Source organism: Caulobacter sp. GW821-FHT12F03, from assembly GCF_058806855.1.
Window position 1 is genome coordinate 450,081 of record NZ_JBXAQC010000002.1, and the last position, 13,719, is coordinate 463,799.

The 13,719-nt window shown below is 69.5% G+C and carries 13 protein-coding genes; 4 read left to right on the top strand and 9 right to left on the bottom strand.

Translation table 11 applies throughout. The features are described 5' to 3' along the window. Positions 1–4: 4 nt before the first annotated feature. The 3 genes from gyrB to AC1RN0_RS07660 all read right to left on the bottom strand — a co-directional run bounded on the left by gyrB (position 5) and on the right by AC1RN0_RS07660 (position 4,308). The gene (gyrB, locus tag AC1RN0_RS07650) at positions 5–2,446 is read right to left on the bottom strand and encodes a DNA topoisomerase (ATP-hydrolyzing) subunit B (protein WP_492786835.1); all 2,442 of its coding nucleotides are present in this window, start codon (positions 2,444–2,446) and stop codon (positions 5–7) included. After that, positions 2,447–3,592, bottom strand: a complete 1,146-nt coding sequence (recF, locus tag AC1RN0_RS07655; RefSeq protein WP_492786836.1) for a DNA replication/repair protein RecF — start codon at positions 3,590–3,592, stop codon at positions 2,447–2,449. Between the two features lie 401 nt (positions 3,593–3,993). Continuing rightward, positions 3,994–4,308, bottom strand: a complete 315-nt coding sequence (locus AC1RN0_RS07660) for a DUF6665 family protein (protein ID WP_492786837.1) — start codon at positions 4,306–4,308, stop codon at positions 3,994–3,996. A 169-nt stretch (positions 4,309–4,477) separates the two neighbouring features. Here AC1RN0_RS07660 and AC1RN0_RS07665 point away from each other — a divergent pair, with 169 nt between their 5' ends. Then, on the top strand, positions 4,478–4,948 hold the full coding sequence (locus AC1RN0_RS07665; RefSeq protein WP_492786838.1) for a VOC family protein: 471 nt from the start codon (positions 4,478–4,480) through the stop codon (positions 4,946–4,948). Between the two features lie 116 nt (positions 4,949–5,064). Here the strand turns inward: AC1RN0_RS07665 and dnaN are convergent, their stop codons facing one another. From dnaN to hrcA, 3 genes are all read right to left on the bottom strand, one after another. Further along, a complete protein-coding gene (gene dnaN, locus AC1RN0_RS07670) occupies positions 5,065–6,183 on the bottom strand; it encodes a DNA polymerase III subunit beta (RefSeq protein WP_492786839.1) in 1,119 nt (372 codons plus the stop codon). 259 nt (positions 6,184–6,442) lie between these two features. After that, positions 6,443–7,075 carry a nucleotide exchange factor GrpE gene (gene grpE, locus AC1RN0_RS07675; RefSeq protein WP_492786840.1) on the bottom strand — a complete coding sequence of 211 codons (633 nt, stop codon included), beginning with the start codon at positions 7,073–7,075 and terminating at the stop codon, positions 6,443–6,445. A 6-nt stretch (positions 7,076–7,081) separates the two neighbouring features. After that, positions 7,082–8,158 carry a heat-inducible transcriptional repressor HrcA gene (gene hrcA, locus AC1RN0_RS07680; protein ID WP_492786841.1) on the bottom strand — a complete coding sequence of 359 codons (1,077 nt, stop codon included), beginning with the start codon at positions 8,156–8,158 and terminating at the stop codon, positions 7,082–7,084. A 95-nt stretch (positions 8,159–8,253) separates the two neighbouring features. Between hrcA and rph the strand changes: the two genes are divergently transcribed. Further along, a complete protein-coding gene (rph, locus tag AC1RN0_RS07685) occupies positions 8,254–8,967 on the top strand; it encodes a ribonuclease PH (protein ID WP_492786842.1) in 714 nt (237 codons plus the stop codon). 83 nt (positions 8,968–9,050) lie between these two features. On the opposite strand, the gene AC1RN0_RS07690 is transcribed toward rph, so the two are convergent. Continuing rightward, positions 9,051–9,305, bottom strand: a complete 255-nt coding sequence (locus AC1RN0_RS07690; protein ID WP_492786843.1) for a helix-turn-helix domain-containing protein — start codon at positions 9,303–9,305, stop codon at positions 9,051–9,053. A gap of 14 nt (positions 9,306–9,319) precedes the next feature. Further along, positions 9,320–9,856: a DUF2975 domain-containing protein gene (locus AC1RN0_RS07695; RefSeq protein ID WP_492786844.1), complete on the bottom strand. Its 537-nt coding sequence runs from the start codon at positions 9,854–9,856 to the stop codon at positions 9,320–9,322. 529 nt (positions 9,857–10,385) lie between these two features. Here AC1RN0_RS07695 and rdgB point away from each other — a divergent pair. Both rdgB and hemW read left to right on the top strand, forming a co-directional pair. Beyond that, a complete protein-coding gene (rdgB, locus tag AC1RN0_RS07700) occupies positions 10,386–10,985 on the top strand; it encodes an RdgB/HAM1 family non-canonical purine NTP pyrophosphatase (RefSeq protein WP_492786845.1) in 600 nt (199 codons plus the stop codon). Next, positions 10,982–12,148: a radical SAM family heme chaperone HemW gene (hemW, locus tag AC1RN0_RS07705; protein ID WP_492786846.1), complete on the top strand. Its 1,167-nt coding sequence runs from the start codon at positions 10,982–10,984 to the stop codon at positions 12,146–12,148. Before rdgB ends, hemW begins: the two co-directional genes overlap by 4 nt. A gap of 33 nt (positions 12,149–12,181) precedes the next feature. Here hemW and AC1RN0_RS07710 read toward each other — a convergent pair whose 3' ends face one another. Next, on the bottom strand, positions 12,182–13,678 hold the full coding sequence (locus AC1RN0_RS07710; protein WP_492786847.1) for a CoA-acylating methylmalonate-semialdehyde dehydrogenase: 1,497 nt from the start codon (positions 13,676–13,678) through the stop codon (positions 12,182–12,184). Between the last annotated feature and the right edge of the window lie 41 nt (positions 13,679–13,719).

A 13,719-nucleotide genomic window follows, 5' to 3' on the forward strand; every position in this document is an offset into this window, starting at 1 on the left:
GCCGTCAGACGTCGACCTCGGCGTCCAGGGCGTTGGCCTGGATGAACTCGCGGCGCGGCTCGACCAGTTCGCCCATCAGCCGGGCGAACATGTCGTCGGCCTCGTCGGCGTGGTTGACCTTGACCTGCAGCAGGGTGCGGGCCTCGGAGTCGAGCGTGGTTTCCCACAGCTGCTCGGGGTTCATCTCGCCCAGACCCTTGTAGCGCTGGATCGACAGGCCCTTGCGGCCGGCGTCCATCACCGCCGCGAACAGGTCGAGCGGGCCGCGCACGGGGGTGCTCTTGTCCTTGCGGCGGAACACCGCCTGGCCCTGGAAGGTCTCGGCCAGCAGGGCGGCGCGCTCGGCCAGACGGCGGGCGTCGGCGGCCTGCAGCAGGGCGTCCTCCAGCACGATCTTTTCCGACACGCTGCGCTTCACGCGGCTGAACACGAAGCCGGTGTCGCTGCGCTCGCCCGACCAGGGGCCGTCGCCTTCCTGGGCGTAGAGGTTCAGGCGGCGGGCCGCCTCGGCGATGTCCGGCGTCTCGCCCATCAGCCCGGCCAGCGCGGTCTGCTCGATGGCGAAGGCCGGGGCGCGGGCCGACAGGCGCTCGATGTTGGCCTTGGCCGCGCGGCTGGTCTGGACCAGGGCCAGCAGGTCCTTGCCCATCATCCGCTCGCCGCTGGACAGGTCCAGCTCGGCGCCCTCGACGCCTTCGTCGATCAGGAAGGCCTCGTATTCGGCGTCGTCCTTGAGGTAGCGCGAGGACTTGCCCTTGGCCGCTTTGTAGAGCGGCGGCTGGGCGATGTAGAGGTAGCCGCGTTCAATCACCTCGGGCATCTGACGGTAGAAGAAGGTCAGCAGCAGCGTGCGGATGTGGGCGCCGTCGACGTCGGCGTCGGTCATGATGACGATGCGGTGGTAGCGCATCTTCTCGATGTCGAACTCGTCGCGGCCGATCCCGGCGCCGAGCGCCATGATCAGGGTGCCGACCTGCTCGGACGACAGCATCTTGTCGAACCGGGCCCGCTCCACGTTGAGGATCTTGCCGCGCAGGGGCAGCACGGCCTGGTTCTCGCGGTTGCGCGCCTGCTTGGCCGAGCCGCCGGCGGAGTCACCCTCGACGATGAACAGTTCGGACTTGGCCGGGTCGCGTTCCTGGCAGTCGGCCAGCTTGCCGGGCAGGCTGGTGATGTCGAGCGCGCTCTTGCGGCGGGTCAGTTCGCGGGCCTTGCGCGCCGCGTCGCGGGCGGCGGCGGCCTCGGCGATCTTCAGGACGATCGCCTTGGCCTCGGCCGGATGTTCCTCGAACCAGGTGGACAGGCCTTCCTGCACCAGGCCCTCGACGGCCGGGCGCACTTCGGACGAGACCAGCTTGTCCTTGGTCTGGGAGCTGAACTTGGGGTCCGGCACCTTGACCGACAGGACGCAGGTCAGGCCTTCGCGGGCGTCCTCGCCGGTGACCGAGACCTTCTCCTTCTTGGCCATGCCCGAGCTTTCGGCATAGCCGGTGATGACCCGGGTCAGGGCCGCGCGGAAGGCCGACAGGTGGGTGCCGCCGTCCTTCTGCGGGATGTTGTTGGTGAAGCACAGCATGTGCTCGTGGTAGCTGTCGTTCCACTGCAGGGAGAGGTCGATCTCGACCTTCTCGCGCACGCCGCGGACCGAGATCGGGGCGCTGATCAGCGCGGTCTTGGCCTTGTCGAGATGGCGGACGAAGGCCTCGATGCCGCCCTCGTAGTGCAGGATCTCTTCCCACGGCTCGGCGTCGCGCAGGTCGCGGAAGTGGATCGTCACGCCGCTGTTGAGGAAGGCCAGCTCGCGCAGGCGGTGCTCGAGCGTCTTCCGGTCGAACTCGATGAAGGCGAAGGTCGTCACCGACGGGAAGAAGGTGACCTGGGTGCCGGTCAGGGGCTGGCCCTGGCGCGAGTCGCCCTCGCCGCGGATCGGCGCGTCGCCGGTGATGACCAGGGACGAGACCGCGTCGCCGCGCTCGAAGCGCATCTGGTGGGCCTTGCCGTTGCGGTAGATCTTCAGCTCAAGCCAGTCGCTGAGCGCGTTGACCACCGAGACGCCGACGCCGTGCAGGCCGCCGGAGACCTTGTAGCTGTTCTGGTCGAACTTACCGCCCGCGTGCAGCTGGGTCATGATGACCTCGGCGGCGCTGACGCCCTCGCCCTCGTGCATGTCGACGGGGATGCCGCGGCCGTCGTCGGTGACCGTGCAGCTGCCGTCGGCGTTGAGGATCACCTCGACCTTGGTGGCGTGGCCGGCCAGGGCCTCGTCGATGGCGTTGTCGACCACCTCGTAGACCATGTGGTGCAGGCCCGAGCCGTCATCGGTGTCGCCGATGTACATGCCGGGACGCTTGCGCACGGCGTCCAGGCCCTTGAGCACCTTGATCGAGTCGGCGTCGTATTCGCCGTGCGCCTGCGGGGCGCCGTGGTCTTCGGTTTCGTCGGTCATTCAGCGGTCCAGAACGGTCAGACCCGAGGCTTCCACGCGGACGCCGAGGGCCCGACCCTTGAAGGGGTCGAACAGCGACTCGTCCGTTCCGGTCAGGAAAGCCTGCAGGCCGAGCGCCGCGATTTCATCCGCCAGCGCGGCCCGCCGGAGCGGGTCGAGATGGGCGGCGACTTCGTCCAGCAATAATACAGGAGCCGGCGCTGATTCTGCAGCGGAAAGTCGCGCCGCCTGGGCCAAAACCAGGTTCAGAATCAAGGCTTTCTGCTCGCCGGTCGAACATTCGGCGGCGGGCCGGTCCTTTTCGGCGTGGATGACCGCCAGATCACCCCGGTGCGGGCCCGTCAGCGCCCGTCCGGCGGCCGCGTCGCGGCTGCGCGCGGCGGCCAGGGCGGCCACCAGTCGGGCTTCGATTTCGGCGGTTTCGACGCCCTCGCCGGCCAGCTTTTCCCACTCGCCGGCGAGACTCAGGCGCGCCTGCGGGAAGGGCCGCGCGCCACGGCTGTCGATCTCCGCCTGCAGCGCCGCCAGGGTGCGGGCGCGGGCCGAGGCCATCAGGGCGCCGGCCTCGCCCATGCGGGCCTCCAGCGCCGACAGCCAGACCGGGTCGGGCCGCGCGGTCTCGTCGGTCAGCAGCCGCATCCGCTCGCGCAGGGCCTTGTCATAGGCGGCGGCATGGGCCGCGTGCGCCGGCTCGGCGGCGAACACCAGCCGGTCGAAGAACCGCCGCCGGTCGCCGGCCGCCTCGAGGAACAGCCGGTCCTGCGCCGGGGTCAGCCAGATCGGCCGGATGTGGTCCGCCAGCCGGCCGGGCGGCACGGTCTCGCCCTCCAGCCGCACCAGCCGCCGCGCCGCGCCCGCGACCTCGGTCCCGGTGCCCAGCTGGACCTCGTCCTCGCCGTTGACGATCCGCGCCGACACGGCCCAGGCACGGCCGCCGGTCTCGCCCGGCAGCCGTCGGCCGACCTCGGCGATGCTCGACCCGCGCAGGCCGCGGCCCGGCGACAGCAGGCTTATGGCTTCCAGCAGATTGGTCTTGCCCGCCCCGTTCGGCCCGAACAGGAACACCGTCCGCCCCCCGGCGCGCAGCTCCGCCCGCTCGTAGGAGCGGAAGTTGGTCAGGGTGAGAGCGGTGAGGGCCGAGTGCATGGGGCTTCGTTTAGCCTGCTACGGGCCGGCGGCAAACGCGCGACCGTTCCCGCGTCGTTCCTCTCCCGGAGGGAGAGGGGGACCCTGCGGAGCAGGGTGGAGAGGGAGGCGCAGTTGGCGGCCAGTTTGCCTCCACCTCTCGCGGCGGAATTCGTCCTGATGTCTTGATGAGCATGCTTGCTCCGGCGGGACCTTGGTCAAGGACGGGCCCTTAAGGGCCCGCCGCTGCGCGGCCGCGAAGCGGTCCTTGACCAAGGTCGCCGCCCGGAGCGGAGAATTCCATCAAGGCCTTCAGGGCGCATCAGCATCCAACATGGGACGGGGGTGTTCGGCCGACACCGCGCCTCCCTCTCCACCACGCTCCGGGTGGTCCCCCTCTCCCTCGCGGGAGAGGAAGGGCCTCACCGCGCCCCCAGCCGCACCAGCACCTCTTTCGGGATGCCGTAGATCTCGATGACCGGCTTCTGGTCGCGCTGGCCGCAGATCTCGCGCTGGACGAACAGGCTCCAGACCGCGTCGGCGGCGGCCTTCAGGGCGGCGGGGCGGTCTTCGTCGGCGGCCTCGCGCAGCGCCGCCAGGGTCGTCTCGACCCGGCGCCCGGCCCGCCCGAGCGAGGCGGCCTTCTCGGCCATCAGCTCGGTCTGCAGGCCGGCGTCGAAGATCTCGCCCGCGGAGGCGCTTGACGACGACCGGGTCTGGGGCAGACGCAGGGACATGGCTGATACTGTAGGTCAGTGAGGGGGACAGGTTAAGCAGTCCCAAGGGACAGCTTAACCTGTCCCCGGCGAATTTTCCGCGACCCTGTCGGTGCGGCGCATGCCCGTTCGTCCTGGGGACGGCACAGCGGCCGCCATGGCCGCTTCAACGACAACGGAGGACGACGCGATGAAGGTGACCCAGCATCTGTGGTTCGAGAAGGACATGATGGCGGCGCTGCGCCTCTACACGTCGCTGATCCCGGGCTCGAGCATCGACACGACCTCGGCGGTGATGGGCGACAACCCGTCCGGCCCGGCCGGCAGCGTCACGCTCGCCTGGTTCACCCTCGGCGACCAGCGCTACGCGGCCATCGAGGCCGGGCCACTGGACCCGTTCAACCACGCCTTCTCGATCATGGTCGAAGTCGACACCCAGGCCGAGCTCGACCGGCTGTGGGAGGCGCTGAAGGAGGGCGGCAGCGTCGAGCAGTGCGGCTGGCTGAAGGACCGCTGGGGCCTCAGCTGGCAGATCACGCCGCGGCGCCTGGGGGAGTTGATGAGCGACCCCGACCCGGCCGTGGTCAAACGCGTGACCGAGCAGATGCTGAAGATGGTCAAGCTCGACATCGCCCCGCTCGAGGCGGCGGCGAAGGGGTAGGGCGGAAATAAGGGGAAATAAGGGGACAGCTTACTCATTTCCGTCGACTCTCGCCGCCGCGGCGCGGGAATGAGTAAGCTGTCCCCTTATTTTCCGTGGTCTCGAAGAGTCCGCCCCTACACCCGCAGCGGCATCAGCACGTACTTCACGCCGGCGTCGGTCGGATCCAGCACCAGCGTCGGCGACGCCGGATCGGCGAAGCGGAATTCCGCCGTCTCGCCGCCGATCTGGCCGGTGACGTCCAGCAGGTAGCGGGCGTTGAAGCCGATCTCGAACGACTCGCCGTCGTAGTCGACCTCGACCTCTTCCACGGCCTGGCCGGCTTCCATGTTGCGCACGGTCAGGGTCACCCGGCCCGGCTCGATGGCCAGCTTCACCGAGCGGCTCTTTTCCGCCGAGATGGTCGCCACGCGGTCGACGGCCTTGGCGAACAAGGCGTTGTCGACGGTCATGATCTTCTGGTTGTCGCGCGGGATGACCCGCATGTAGTCGGGGAACGAGCCGTCGATAACCTTGGAGGTCAGGGCGGCCTGGCCGAAGTCGAAGCGGACCTTCTGGGCGCTGACCTGGAAGTCGACCGTCTCGCCGGCGTCCTCCAGCAGGCGGCGCGCCTCGTTGATGGTCTTGCGCGGGATGATCACGCCCGGCTGGCCGGCGGCGCCCTCGGGGGCCGGCATCTCGGCCAGGGCCAGGCGGTGGCCGTCGGTGGCCACGCAGCGCAGCATCGGCTGGCCGTTCTCGACCACCGTGTGCACGTACAGGCCGTTCAGATAGTAGCGCGTCTCCTCGGTGGAGATGGCGAAGCGGGTCTTGTCGATCAGCCGCATCAGGTCGTTGGCGTCGACCGGGATGGCCGGCGACAGGCCGTCGGAGCTCATCACCGGGAAGTCGCCGGCCGGCAGGACCGGCAGGTTGAACTTCGAGCGGCCGGCCGCGACCTGCAGCCGGGGATCGTCGCCCGACAGGGTCAGCGACACGTCCGCGCCTTCCGGCAGCTTGCGGACGATCTCGTAGAGGGTGTGCGCCGGAGCGGTGATCTGGCCCGGCACGTCGACCTGGGCCGCGCCGCCGTCGATGATCTCCATGTCCAGATCGGTCGCCGAGAAGCCGACCCGCTCGCGTTCGGCGGTCAGCAGCACGTTCGACAGGATCGGAATGGTGTTGCGGCGTTCAACGACGCTCTGCACGTGGCCCAGGGCCTTCAGCAGCGCCGCCCGCTCGATCGTAAGCTTCATGTCTCGTCCGAGGTCCGGAAGGTGACAGGCGAATCGTCGGGCCCCCGCCGGTTCGCCTGCCAAGGGACTAGGGACATTAGCGGAAAAGGCGGCTCACGGAAGGGGGCGCGGCTTCGTTTGATCCAATCCTCCCCGCCTTTTGCGGGGAGGGGGACCGCCGGAGGCGGTGGAGGGGAGTCCGTGCACCGACTCCCCTCCACCACGCTTCGCGTGGTCCCCCTCCCCAGCTTTGCTGGGGAGGATCCAAAAACCTCAGGGATCAGGCCTTGGTATCCACCGAACCGCCGGCGCTGTCGCCTTCGGCGTCGGCATAGGGGTTGGCCGCCGGGGCCGCGCCGGTGTCGGCGGCGCCGGTCTTGGCCGCCACCACGACCATCGCCGGACGGACGATGCGGCCGTGCAGTTCGTAGCCGGCCTGCAGGGTCTTGATCACCGCGCCCGGGGCCACGCCCTCGCCGGGCTGTTCCATCATCGCCTGGTGCTGGTGCGGGTCGAACTTGCCGCCCTTTTCCGGCTCGATGCGCTTGAGGCCGTTGCGCTCGAACGCCGACTGCAGTTCCTTCTGCGTCATCTCCACGCCGACGACGAAGTTCTTGACCACCTGGTCGGCGAAGTCGCGCGGGGCGTGGGTCGTGGCGGCCGACAGGTGGTCGGCGACGGCGAACAGGTCGCGGGCGAACTTCTGGATGGCGTAGGCGCGGGCGTCGTTCTGGTCGCGCTCGGCCCGGCGGCGCGTGTTGTCGGCCTCGGCGGCGTAGCGCAGGATCTGGTCCTTCAGCGCGGCGACCTCGACCTTGAGCGCCTCGACGTCCGCTTCGGCGGCGTCCTGCGCGGTTTCGACCTCCAGCGCGGGGTCGTGATCGTGGCCGTTGGCGGCGGTGTCGTCGGTCATACTCGTCTATCCGTCCAGCATGCGGCCCAGGACCCGCGCGGTGTAGTCCACCAGCGGGATGACCCGGGCATAGTTGAGGCGGGCGGGCCCGATCACGCCGATCGCGCCCAGCACCTTCTGTCGGCCCGTCATATAGGGCGCCGCGATCACGGCGGAACCCGAAAGCGAGAAAAGTCGCGTTTCCGCGCCAATGAAAATACGCACGCCCTGGGCGTCGCGGACCCCGTCCAGCAAACCGATCAGCTGCTCCTTCTGTTCCAGGTCGTCGAACAGCTTCTGCACCCGCGCCAGATCGCCCGCCGTGGCGGGGTCGTTGAGCAGGTTGGCCCGGCCGCGCACGATCAGGGCCCGCTCGGCGTCGTCGCCGCCGCCCCAGGCGGCCAGACCGTCCTCGACGAGGCGGGCGGCGGTCTTGTCCAGCTCGGTCCGGGCCTGGTCGAGTTCGGCGCGGATCTCGGCCCCGGCCTGGGCCAGGGTGCGGCCCTTGAGCCGGGCGGCGAGGAAGTTGGACGCCTCCTGCAGCGCCGAAGGCGTCAGGCCCGGCGACAGCCGCATCAGCCGGTTCTCCACCTGGCCGTCCTCGAAGACCATCACGGCCAGCGCGCGGTCGGCGTCGAGGGCGACGAACTCGACGTGCTTGACCCCCGCCTCGCGCACCGGGCTGACGACCATGCCCGCTCCGCCGGCCAGGCCGGACAGGATGGCGCTGGCCTCGTTGAGCGCCTCGTCGAAGTTGCGGCCGTGGGCCGACAGGCGGGCGTCGATCTCGCGCCGCTCGGCCTCGCCGACGTCGCCGACTTCCAGCAGGCCGTCGACGAACAGGCGCAGGCCCGCGTGCGTCGGCATGCGGCCGGCGCTCGAGTGCGGCGAGTCGAGCAGGCCGAGGCCGGCCAGGTCCTGCATGGTGTTGCGGATCGAGGCGGGCGACAGCTGCACCCCGCCGCGCGACAGGGTGCGCGAGCCGACCGGGTCGCCGGTCTCGAGATAGCTCTCCACGATCCGCCGGAAGATGTCCCGGGCGCGGTCATCCAGATCGGTCAGGCTGGCGGTGCGGGAGGGGCCGCTGGTGAAGATCGGGGTCATGGGTCCTGTCGCAGGCCGGTGGACGACCTGTCGGCCAATAGGATAAGCGGCGCCTGCCCGCGCGCAACCCGTGCGCGCCTCCTCAGGACCAGACCATGCGACCTTCCGAACGCGCCGCCGACCAGATGCGCGCCGTGACTCTCGAAACCGGCGTCAACCGCTACGCCGAGGGCTCGTGTCTGGTGACCTTCGGCCACACCAGGGTGCTGGTCACCGCCAGCGTCGACGAGGGCGTGCCGGGCTGGATGCGCGGCAAGGGCGCGGGCTGGGTCACGGCCGAGTACGGCATGCTGCCGCGCGCCACCCACACCCGCGGCCGGCGCGAGGCCGCCCAGGGCAAGCAGTCGGGCCGGACCCAGGAAATCCAGCGGCTGATCGGCCGCTCGCTGCGGGCCGTGGTCGACATGAAGGCGCTCGGCGAGCGGCAGATCCAGATCGACTGCGACGTCGTCCAGGCCGACGGCGGCACCCGCACCGCGGCCATCACCGGCGCCTGGGTCGCCCTGAGGCTGGCCACGCGCTACCTGCTGGAAGAAGGGGTCATCAAGACCGACCCGATCCTCGACCAGGTCGCGGCCGTGTCCTGCGGCGTGCATCAGAACCTCGCCGTGCTCGACCTCGACTACGAGGAAGACTCCTCGGCCGAGGCCGACTCCAACTTCGTCCTGACCGGAAGCGGCGACATCGTCGAGATCCAGGCCACCGGCGAGAAGCGCGGCTTCACCCGCGCCGAGTTCGAGGCCCTGTTGGGCCTGGCCGAGAAGGGCATCGGCGAGCTGTTTGCGCTGCAACGCGCGGCGGTGGGGTAGGCGCCGGGGACATGTACCGAAGGTACGTGTCCCCTAAACCCTGCCTGCTCGATTGGGGGACACGTACCTTCGGTACATGTCCCCTAGGCCCCGCCGTAGGCGCTGTCGTCGTCGTCCTCCAGCTCCATGCCGGGGCCGGGTTCGAAGACGACGATGTCGCCGGGCTGGCACTGCAGCTCGCGGCACAGCGCGTCCAGCGTCGAGAAGCGCAGCGCGCGGGCCTTGCCGGTCTTGAGGATCGACAGGTTGGCGATCGTCACGCCGACGCGGTCGGCCAGCTCGGTCAGCGACATGCGTCGCTCCTGCAGCATGCGGTCGAGAGTGCAGCGAATGGCCATGATACGCGCCTGCCCTAGATCGTCAGTTCGGCTTCGTTGCGCAGGCGCGCGCCCTCGCGGAACACCTCCGCCAGCACGAAGATGACCAGCACCGCGAACCAGGTGGTCAGGTTGAGCGACGCCTCGACCGTGCGGATCTCGCCGGGCGCGACCAGCTTCATGATCGCCGCGACGAGGAACCGGCCGACCTCGAGGCCGCCGAAGATCACGCCGACCGTGCGCAGGCGGCGGACATTCTCGGGATGGAAGGGATCGCCGGCCGTCAGGGTGACGAAGATCCGCCGCAGGATGTCGACGATCGCCAGCACCCCGCCCATGTAGGCGGCGCCGGCGACCAGCACGGTGGCGAAGGACGGACCGCGCTCGACGACGCGCGCGAGGCGCTCGCTGAACGGGATCGAACCCGCCAGCAGACCAGGATTGAAACTGAACAGCAGGGTGACGAGCGCGAACGTCAGGGCCGCGCCGATCAGCACCCACAAGGCGTAATAGACCACGTCGAGAATGGTCTTGAGGAAGCTCGACACCGAGCCCGGCCCCAAAGCGCGCATGGCGCATCCCCCTAGATTACTTCCGGTCCAAAGCCCGGATCCCGCCGGCCGCTTTCAGCCCGGGCTCGCCTCGCCGAACGGATGCGCCCGGCATCGGTTGGGAGAGGCGAGCCGCGGAGCGGCCGGCGAGGATGCCCTGATCGGGGCCCTCATAAAAGGGCGCCGATCAGAGCGAGTGGGAAACGAACAGCACCGCCGCCATGGGCAGAGCGGCGAGCAGGGCGGCGTTGACCAGGGTCATCGCGACCTTGTCGACCAGGTTCGTCATTTTTTGCGCGGACATGAGTCCCTCCTTGATGTTGCAGTGCAATACGAATGTGGACCCCTCCACACCCGGCGGGCTGAACTCGCGTCCCGTCCGCATCCCCAAACTAGGGATTTGCCGTTCTTCGATCAAGAAGATTATCGATAAACGATATTAAACTTGCGTAACATCATTACGCGGCCGTAATGCAGTGCAGCATAAACAGACCGTGGCTTGCGCGGCGCCGGGTTCGGGGCGAGGAAGGCGGCAGCAAAGGACATTGCCATGCCGCTGATCCTCCAGCCCGGAACCACCCTCGTCGCCGCGACCCACAATCCCGGCAAGGCCAGGGAGCTGGTCGCCCTGCTCGACGGCCGGTTCGAGATTCTCGCGGCCGGAAGCCTGGGCCTGCCCGAGCCGGACGAGACGGAATCGACCTTCACCGGCAACGCCCTGCTCAAGGCCCGGCACGCGGCGCAGCTGAGCGGGAAGATCGCCCTGGCCGATGACTCGGGCCTGTCGGTGACGGCGCTCGACGGCGCGCCCGGCATCTTCTCCGCCCGCTGGGCCGGTCCGACCAGGGATTTCGCCGCCGCCATGGCCAAGGTCGAGGAACGGCTGATCGAGACCGGCTCGGACGACCACTCGGCCTGGTTCACCAGCGCCCTCGCCGTGGCCTGGCCCGACGGCCCGGCCGTGGTGGTCGAGGGCCGCGTCGACGGCCGGCTGGTGTTCCCGGGGCGCGGCGATCGCGGCTTCGGCTACGATCCGATCTTCGTCCCCGACGGCCACGGCCAGACGTTCGGCGAGATGGACCCGGCCCACAAGGACGCCATGAGTCACCGCGCCCGGGCCTTCGCCCTGCTGAAAGCCGCGCTGTTTTGACCGACCTGCCGCCGCTGGGCGTCTATGTCCACTGGCCCTACTGCGCGAAGATCTGCCCCTACTGCGACTTCAACGTCGTGCGCGACCGCAAGCAGGCCGAGCAGGCCGATCTGGCGGCGGCGATCCTGACCGACCTTGAGGCGCAGCGCGGCCTGACCGGGCCCCGGCGGCTGGCCTCGGTGTTCCTCGGCGGCGGCACGCCCTCGCTGATGGATCCGCAGTGGGCCGCCGACATCATCGCCGCGGCGCGCCGCCTGTGGGACGCGCAAGCCGACCTCGAGGTCAGCCTCGAAGCCAACCCCACCGACGCCGAGTCGGGCCGGTTCGCCGGGTTCGCCGAGGCCGGGGTCACCCGGCTGTCGCTGGGCCTGCAGTCGTTCGACGATGAGGCGCTCGGGTTCCTCGGCCGCAATCACGACGCGGCCGAAGCCGGCCGCGCGGCCGAGCTGGCGGCGAAGACCTTTCCGCGCCTGTCGGTCGACATGATCTACGCCCTGCCGGGCCAGACGGTTGACGCCTGGCGCGAGCAGCTGGCCCGGGCCATCGATCTCGGCGCCGAGCACATCTCGCCCTACCAGCTGACCATCGAGGCCGGTACGGCGTTCGACCGGGCCGTCGGACGCGGACTGTTCAGGCCCGCCGACGACGCGACCGGCGCGGCGCTCTACGACACGACGCAACAGGTGCTGGAGGCGGCCGGGTTCGACGCCTACGAGGTGTCCAACCACGCGCGGGGCCAGGCGGCGCGGTCGCGGCACAACCTGATCTACTGGCGCGGGCAGGACTATGTCGGCGTGGGGCCGGGCGCCCATGGCCGGCTGACGCTGCACGGCATGCGCACGGCCACCGAGGCCGCGGCCAGGGTCGCCGACTACATCCGCGACGTCGGCGAGACGGGCCTCGGCTTTCGCGAACCCGAGGCGCTGTCGCCGGTCGCCCGGGCCGAGGAGCGGCTGCTGATGGGTTTGCGCACAGACGAGGGTGTGGGGTTCGGGGAACTGGCGGCGCTGGGGCTGACGGCCGCCCATCCGGTGGTGGCCGGACTGGTCGACGAGGGCCTGCTGGCGGCCGATCCGGCCCGGCTCAGGGCCACCCGCTCCGGGCGGCTGGTGCTGGACGGGGTGACGCGGGATCTCATCCTCAACGCCAATCCTCCCCACTAGGCCAAAGGCGCGATGCGGGGAGGATTGCCGTAACTATTTCATCGTCGGAATGACGAAGCTCGAATCCCCGACCTCGCCCTCGGGCCAGCGGGCGGTGATCGTCTTGACCTTGGTCCAGAACTTCACGCCTTCCATGCCGTGCTGGTTGGTGTCGCCGAAGGCGCTGCGCTTCCAGCCGCCGAAGGTGTGGTAGGCGACCGGCACGGGGATCGGCACATTGATGCCGACCATGCCGACCTGGACGCGGTTGGCGAACTCGCGGGCGGCGCGGCCGCTGCGGGTGAAGATGGCCACCCCGTTGCCGTACTGGTGCTTGCTGGGAAGCTCGACGGCCTCCTCGAAGCTCTCGGCGCGGACCATCTGCAGCACCGGGCCGAAGATTTCCTCGTGGTAGGTCTTCATGCCGGGCTTCACGCCGTCGAAGAAGCTCGGGCCGATGAAGAAGCCCTTCTCGTAGCCCTGCAGCTTGAAGTCGCGGCCGTCGACGACCAGTTCGGCCCCCTCGTCCTTTCCGATCTGGATGTAGTCGGCGATCTTCTGGCGATGGGCGGCGGAGACGACCGGGCCGTACTGGGCGTCGGCGTCGTTGGACAGCCCGACCTTCAGGGTGTCGATCTCGGCGATCATCCGTTCGCGCAGTTCGTCGGCGATCTTCTTGCCGACCGGCACGACCACCGGCAGCGCCATGCAGCGCTCGCCGGCCGAGCCGAAGGCGGCGCCCGACAGGTCCTTGACCACCTGGTCGAGGTCGGCGTCGGGCATGATGATGCCGTGGTTCTTGGCCCCGCCCATGGCCTGGACCCGCTTGTTGTGCAGAGTCCCTTGCGAATAGACGTAGTGGGCGATGTCGGAGCTGCCGACGAAGCTGACGGCCTTGATGTCCGGGTGTTGCAGGATGGCGTCGACGCTGACCTTGTCGCCGTGAACCACGTTCAGCACGCCCGCCGGAGCGCCGGCCTCCATCATCAGCTCGGCCAGACGGACCGGCACCGACGGGTCCTTCTCCGACGGCTTGAGGATGAAGGTGTTGCCCACCGCAATGGCCACGCCGAACATCCACATCGGGATCATGGCCGGGAAGTTGAACGGGGTGATGCCGGCGACCACGCCCAGCGCCTGGCGCATCGAATAGACGTCGATGCCCGGGCCCGCGCCCTCGGTGTATTCACCCTTCAGCGCATGGGGGATGCCGCAGGCGAACTCGATCACCTCGAGGCCGCGCTGGATGTCGCCCTTGCTGTCGGCGATGACCTTGCCGTGCTCGCTCGACAGCAGCTCGGCGAGGTCCTGCATGTTGGCTTCGACCAGCCGCTTGAACTCGAACATCACCCGCGCGCGGCGCTGGGGGTTGGTCGCCGACCAGGCCGGGAAGGCCGCGGCGGCGGCCTGGACCGCCTTGTCGAGCTCGGCCGGGGTGGCCAGCTGCACCCGCGCCTGGACCTCGCCGGTGTTGGGATTGAAGATGTCCCCGAACCGCCCGGACGCGCCCTCGAAGGCCGAACCGTTCACGAAATGGCGAATGTCCCGCATGGCGATCTCCCGGGGGCTGCGATGAGGCGCGCGTTTTATGC

Excerpts from the sequence above, each read along its gene's own strand:
- gyrB (WP_492786835.1), bottom strand. The coding sequence starts at position 2,446 with ATGACCGACGAAACCGAAGACCACGGCGCCCCGCAGGCGCACGGCGAA.
- recF (WP_492786836.1), bottom strand. The coding sequence starts at position 3,592 with ATGCACTCGGCCCTCACCGCTCTCACCCTGACCAACTTCCGCTCCTAC.
- AC1RN0_RS07660 (WP_492786837.1), bottom strand. The coding sequence starts at position 4,308 with ATGTCCCTGCGTCTGCCCCAGACCCGGTCGTCGTCAAGCGCCTCCGCG.
- AC1RN0_RS07665 (WP_492786838.1), top strand. The coding sequence starts at position 4,478 with ATGAAGGTGACCCAGCATCTGTGGTTCGAGAAGGACATGATGGCGGCG.
- dnaN (WP_492786839.1), bottom strand. The coding sequence starts at position 6,183 with ATGAAGCTTACGATCGAGCGGGCGGCGCTGCTGAAGGCCCTGGGCCAC.
- grpE (WP_492786840.1), bottom strand. The coding sequence starts at position 7,075 with ATGACCGACGACACCGCCGCCAACGGCCACGATCACGACCCCGCGCTG.
- hrcA (WP_492786841.1), bottom strand. The coding sequence starts at position 8,158 with ATGACCCCGATCTTCACCAGCGGCCCCTCCCGCACCGCCAGCCTGACC.
- rph (WP_492786842.1), top strand. The coding sequence starts at position 8,254 with ATGCGACCTTCCGAACGCGCCGCCGACCAGATGCGCGCCGTGACTCTC.
- AC1RN0_RS07690 (WP_492786843.1), bottom strand. The coding sequence starts at position 9,305 with ATGGCCATTCGCTGCACTCTCGACCGCATGCTGCAGGAGCGACGCATG.
- AC1RN0_RS07695 (WP_492786844.1), bottom strand. The coding sequence starts at position 9,856 with ATGCGCGCTTTGGGGCCGGGCTCGGTGTCGAGCTTCCTCAAGACCATT.
- rdgB (WP_492786845.1), top strand. The coding sequence starts at position 10,386 with ATGCCGCTGATCCTCCAGCCCGGAACCACCCTCGTCGCCGCGACCCAC.
- AC1RN0_RS07710 (WP_492786847.1), bottom strand. The coding sequence starts at position 13,678 with ATGCGGGACATTCGCCATTTCGTGAACGGTTCGGCCTTCGAGGGCGCG.